The organism is Shimia aestuarii (genome assembly GCF_022814865.1).
GTDB lineage: Bacteria > Pseudomonadota > Alphaproteobacteria > Rhodobacterales > Rhodobacteraceae > Shimia > Shimia aestuarii_A.
In genome coordinates, this window is sequence record NZ_JAKVRD010000042.1 from 1 (window position 1) to 5,875 (window position 5,875).

Annotated in this window: 5 protein-coding genes and 1 tRNA gene; 2 read left to right on the forward strand and 4 right to left on the reverse strand. The window is 59.6% G+C overall.

From position 1 onward, the window contains the following. Positions 1-360: 360 nt before the first annotated feature. The 3 genes from MK745_RS19470 to MK745_RS19480 form a co-directional block, all read right to left on the reverse strand. Positions 361-445 (reverse strand) — tRNA-Leu (locus tag MK745_RS19470). A gap of 71 nt (positions 446-516) precedes the next feature. Next, on the reverse strand, positions 517-1,578 hold the full coding sequence (locus MK745_RS19475; protein WP_243614839.1) for a Hint domain-containing protein: 1,062 nt from the start codon (positions 1,576-1,578) through the stop codon (positions 517-519). 74 nt (positions 1,579-1,652) lie between these two features. Continuing rightward, entirely contained in the window at positions 1,653-3,299 is a 1,647-nt protein-coding gene (locus MK745_RS19480) for an NAD(P)H-hydrate dehydratase (protein ID WP_243614840.1), read from the reverse strand. A gap of 172 nt (positions 3,300-3,471) precedes the next feature. Here MK745_RS19480 and MK745_RS19485 point away from each other — a divergent pair, with 172 nt between their 5' ends. Both MK745_RS19485 and glnA read left to right on the forward strand, forming a co-directional pair. Beyond that, complete coding sequence (locus MK745_RS19485; RefSeq protein ID WP_243614841.1) at positions 3,472-3,810, forward strand: P-II family nitrogen regulator; 339 nt, start codon at positions 3,472-3,474, stop codon at positions 3,808-3,810. Between the two features lie 38 nt (positions 3,811-3,848). Further along, on the forward strand, positions 3,849-5,255 hold the full coding sequence (gene glnA, locus MK745_RS19490; protein ID WP_243614842.1) for a type I glutamate--ammonia ligase: 1,407 nt from the start codon (positions 3,849-3,851) through the stop codon (positions 5,253-5,255). Positions 5,256-5,664: 409 nt separating this feature from the next. Here glnA and MK745_RS19495 read toward each other — a convergent pair. Continuing rightward, a partial coding sequence (locus MK745_RS19495) for a hypothetical protein (RefSeq protein WP_243614843.1) occupies positions 5,665-5,875 on the reverse strand: 211 nt, incomplete at its 5' end.

Genomic DNA, 5,875 nt, shown 5'->3' on the forward strand with positions numbered 1-5,875 from the left:
CCCGTCAGAACCTCAACCTGCCTTAACTTCGTGACAATCTCTTCCGGCTTCGGTCGCTTGTTGGCCATGTGTTTCCTCCGTTTTCCTAAACATAGCGGAGGACCACTTCAGTGGGGGAGGATCAGCGCGTAATCTGCGCCAACCTTCCGGTACGTTCGAAGAAAAACTAGAACCGGCCCTTCAATTCCTCGCAAACCCTTGGAAAGTATGGGAAAGTGGTGAGACAGCACTGCGGCGAACAGTGGTCAAACTGGTGTTCGCTGGTCGCCTGAAATACTGCCGAAATGAAGGTGCTAGAACCGCTGAATTTACCTTACCATTCAAGGCTTTAGGTGCACTTTCAACTGTGAAAAGTGAAAGTGGTGCGGGTGAAGGGACTCGAACCCCCACGCCTCGCGGCGCCAGAACCTAAATCTGGTGCGTCTACCAATTCCGCCACACCCGCACTGCGCGGCCTCTTAGCAAAGCCTTTGCAAGGATGCGAGAGGAAAACGCGCCCCTGCGCTCAAACTGCGCTCAAAGCTGGCGCAAAAGACTCGCCTCATGGCGTTTCACCAAGAGCCGCGCCGAAGACAGCGCAACCTCGCGGCCAAGGTCGATCTGCGGAAACAGCGCCGCCAGTTCGCGCCGGCTCGCCTCGGGAATGGTGCTGAGGCTGATCGGGCCGGGATTGAGGCTCTCGGTCTCGAGACCATCGGACAGCACGATCTCGTGATGGTCGAATTGCAGGTGGATATAGACCGTCTCGCGCACATCCTGCGCGATCTGCACCGCCCGGTCATCCACGAGATGCGCCGCCGCCACAAGCACCTCCGACTCCCCGGTGAAAAGCTCGGCCCGCCAGCCGGAAATCAGGATTCGGTGCTGCTGCGACACCAGCATGTCGCGCTCCGGCGCGCCCGGCCCGAAAGCATCCGCCCGGATTCGCACCGGCCGGAATTGCGGCTCCCGCGCCATCCGCGCTGGCGACACCGCACAGCGCCCGATCCAGCGGATCGCCTGCGCCCCCCGGTCCCGCGTCAGCACCATATCCCCGACCTCAAGCGCCTCGACCGGCCGCGCGCCCTCTGTCGTGAGGATCATCGTGCCCGGCGTAAAACAGGGCGGCGCGGCAATATCGACATTGTCCACGGCCGATCCGCCGCTCGGCCCTTCCGTCGCCGACACCACGTTGAGCGTCACCCCGATGGGCGGGAATTCATTCACGAAGGCAAGCCCCTCGATCGTGCCGTAGGAGGGCGAGGAATTGTTGACGTTGACCGCCAACGCCCGGTAGGTCAGCCCCGTCGAGGGATCCTGCAACAGGATCTCGTATTCCGCCTCGATCCCGGTGTTGTTGCCATAGCTGGACCCGTCGAAACTCTGCCCGCCATCAAGGCGCTGGTTGCTGTCGTTGTCGTCGAAATCGACATCGTTGCCGCCATCCTTGACCGCGATCTCTTCCCAGGCATTGTCGTTGAGCGTGATGGTCTTTCCCACGAGGTGAGAGCCATCCCCCTGCGTAATGCCATCGAGGGACACACCGCCAGACACGGTGATATGGGACTCTCCCAGAGCCCAGAAACTATACTTCGACATGTAACAGGACCTGCTCGACCTGATTTATTTTTATGCCGTAATGATAAAGGAAGAATGAGTCCCGGACAATTGTTTTAGGCCACGCCCAGATCGCGGAGGACTTTCGGCAACATCTCCGGCAGGTCCTCGGCAATAAGCCCCGGCCCAAAGGCCCGCGCCGCCTCGACATGGAGCCACGCGCCCGTCTCCGCCGCCTGCATCGGCGCGAAACCGCGCGCCAACAGCCCGGTGATGATCCCGGCCAGCACATCGCCCGCCCCAGCCGTCGCCAACCACGGCGCCGCGCGCTCATAGGCCGCCGCATGGACCGCGCAGCGCCCGTCCGGCGCGGCAATGACCGTATCCGCCCCTTTATAGAGCACCACACATCCCGCCCGCTTGGCCGCCTCCCGCGTTGCATCGACCTTGGAGAAGGCCGGTCCCTTGACCGCAGGCGCGGCCAGTTTCTCGGCAATATCCGGAAAAAGCCGCGCAAACTCGCCCCCATGCGGGGTCAGGACACACGCCCCATGCAACATGTCGAACAACACCTGCGGATCCTCGGCAAACGCCGTCAACGCATCCGCATCGAGCACCGTCGCGCGCCCGGCCTCCAACGCCACGGGGACCAGCTCCTCCGCCTGCCGCAGGCCCAATCCCGGCCCAAGGCAAACCGCATTGATCCGCTGGTCCTGCAACCGCTCCCGCAATGCCGCCCCGTCCACGACCTCGCGCATCATCTCGCCCGTGATCTGCGCCGCAACCTCCACCATCGCCTCGCCCGGCACGCCAAGCGTCACCAGCCCCGTGCCCACGCGCAACGCCCCCCGCGCCGCCAGACGCGCCGCGCCTGTGCGCCCCGCGCTGCCGGTCAGAATAAAGGCATGGCCGTGGGAGAATTTGTGATCATCGGACATTTTGGCAAGCCAGCTAGGATGAAGCCTATCAAACAAACTGACAACATCGCGTTTCGCAACGCGCCAAGCCTCCGCACCTTGTGCTTTCACATATTCAGCGTCGAGCCACCGCAGGTTTTCTTCAGCGCCCGGCAAACCAATATCAGCAACAACAGTCTTGCCCGATTGAGCGGCGCCATCTGCCAAATAGTGTCCCAACTTCGCAGTATGGAAAGAAACCGTCAGATGCACCGCAGCCGAAAAACGCTCCCATAACTTTTCATTTGGAAACTCCCTTCCACTGTCCGAACAAACGCCGCTAGGAATATCAACTGCCACGATTGCGGGACGGCCCCTCTCATGACCAAACTCCACATCAAAGCAATCGACCATGTCCTCCATGTTCCAGAATAGCTCTCCAAGATCCGGCAGGCCTCGCCTCAGACCAGTGCCGAAAAGGGCATCTATGAGAAGGTCGCACCGCCAACCCTTAGCTCGCTCATAGACCTCCAAGAGCTGCACCTCCCCCATCTCGCACCACCGCTCATAGTTCGCCTTCGCATCCGGCGGCAGTTTCTCTCTATCGCCATAGAGATAAACCTCGACCTCCCAGCCCCACTCCTTGAGCAACCGCGCGACGACAAACCCGTCCCCGCCATTGTTTCCCGGCCCGCACAAAACCACCGCCCGGTGCGACGTTTGCGCGAACTCTGGCCATTCCTCGAAAATCGCCTCCACGACGCCCCGCCCGGCGCGCTCCATGAGCTCGAGCCCCGTGACCTCGCCCGACTCAATTGCGGCCATTTCGATGGCGCGCATTTGTGCAGCTGTCAGTAATTCGCTCATACCCTGACCTTTCGCGATTCAATTCAGCGCCATTTTTGCGCTTTCTGCCTAAATTTTAATCACACGCTTCGGAATCGCTGACCGACATCCCTTGTACGGAGCCTAGTCAATTGAGACCCCTAGGGGAAAGTGATCTGTCGGGGGCAATTAGTCAGGTGAGGAGAGTCCCCGGATGAAGAAAATCGAAGCAATCATCAAGCCGTTCAAGCTTGATGAGGTCAAGGAAGCCCTGCAAGACGCCGGTATCCAAGGCCTGAGCGTGATCGAAGTCAAAGGCTTCGGTCGCCAAAAGGGCCATACCGAGCTCTATCGCGGCGCAGAATACGTCGTGGATTTCCTGCCCAAGGTTAAAATCGAAGTGGTGCTCGACGACGATCAGGTCGACGGCGCCATCGAGGCGATCGTGGACGCCGCCAAGACCGACAAGATCGGCGACGGCAAGATCTTCGTGAGCACGGTCGAACAGGCCATCCGCATCCGTACCGGTGAATCCGGCTCGGACGCCCTTTAAGTCACCCCCATTCTATCTGTAACAGAAGGACAAAGAGAATGAGCGCAGACGCAGTTCTCCAGCTACTGAAAGACGAAGAAGCGGCATATGTCGATATCCGCTTCACCGACACGCGCGGTAAGCTTCAGCACGTCACCGTGGACGTGGACCTCGTCGACGAAGACTTCCTCGAAGAAGGCTTCATGTTCGACGGCTCCTCCGTCGCGGGCTGGAAATCCATCGAAGCTTCGGACATGAAGCTCATCCCCGACACCACCTCGGCCTATGTCGATCCCTTCTATGCCGAGAAGACCATCGCCATCCACTGCTCGATCGTCGAGCCGGACACCGGCGAAGCCTACGAGCGCGACCCGCGCGGCACCGCCGAAAAAGCCGAAGCCTACCTTAAGGCATCGGGCATTGGCGACACCGCCTTCATGGGCCCGGAAGCGGAATTCTTCCTCTTCGACGACGTGCGCTTCTCCAACACCATCAACAAAGTGTCCTATGAGGTCGACGCGATCGACGCCTCCTGGAATACCGACACCGAATACGAGATGGGCAACACCGGCCACCGTCCGGGCGTCAAGGGCGGCTACTTCCCCGTGAACCCGATCGACGACGCGCAGGACATCCGCTCCGAGATGCTCTCGACCATGAAGCGCATCGGCATGAAGACCGACAAGCACCACCACGAAGTGGCGTCCTGTCAGCACGAGCTTGGCCTGATCTTCGACACCCTGACCAAACAGGCGGACGAGCTTCAGAAGTACAAGTACATCATCCACAACGTGGCCCAGTCCTACGGCAAATCGGCCACCTTCATGCCCAAGCCGATCTACGGCGACAACGGCACCGGCATGCACGTCAACATGTCGATCTGGAAAGACGGCAAGCCGCTCTTTGCAGGCGACAAATATGCGGACCTCTCCGACGAGGCCCTGTGGTTCATCGGCGGCATCCTGAAGCACGCGAAGACGCTCAACGCCTTCACCAACCCGTCGACCAACTCCTACAAGCGCCTGATCCCCGGCTTTGAAGCCCCGGTTCTGCGCGCCTACTCGGCTCGTAACCGCTCGGGTTGTGTGCGTATTCCGTGGTCGGAATCGCCGAAAGCCAAGCGCGTTGAAGCGCGTTTCCCCGATCCGTCGGCGAACCCCTACCTCTGCTTCGCAGCCCTGCTCATGGCTGGCCTCGACGGTATCTCGAACAAGATCGATCCGGGCGAAGCCATGGACAAGAACCTCTACGACCTTCCGGCAGAGGAACTCGAAGGCATCCCGACCGTCTGCGGTTCGCTCCGCGAAGCTCTGGAAGCTCTGGCCTCCGATCACGACTTCCTGCTTGCAGGCGACGTGTTCACCAAAGACCAGATCGAAGGCTATATCGACCTCAAGATGGAAGAAGTCGAGCTTTTCGAACACACCCCGCACCCTGTCGAATTCGGCATGTACTACAGCTGCTAATCAGCTTCGGGACAGTAAACAAAAGGGCGCCTCTCGGGGCGCCCTTTTTCTTATCCGGGTGATGTGTTGAGGTCCGGTATGCGGGACGAAGCTGTCGTTCAAAGCGAAGTCGGTACTCAGTCTCGGCGGATTCTGAAAGGGTGGTTTGGGTTGCGATCAATGAAGTCGTCAACATCACGAAGGCGTTCTGGCAGAGGCTCAGCTTCAGGATAACTCCTGTAGCTTTGAAAGCGGAACCCTGCCTCCCAAAGCTTTTGTATCTTTTCCCACTGTTCGCCGTCCGATTTCCTTGGGGCTTTGAAGGAGCGCCCCATAAATTCAACAGGTTGCCCACACTCGGGACAAGCATGCCCGCTTTCGCTTGGTTTCATCTTCCAAGATTTGTTGCAGCGAAAGCATGCGTGGGCGGTCAGATACTCTGGACCGCGTGGTCGGCCGACCTGGAGCAGTTTTGGAAGCTCTCGTGTACCGTTGGCACGTCGAAGCTCCATTCGCCGCGCTTTTTCAATTCCATTGGCCATAAATGAAAATAGCATTCCTTACGGAAGGCTTGCAACGGGCTCATTCCTGTCTTTCGCCGCACCCCATTAATATCCACCCGCCCACAATCCCACCTTCCC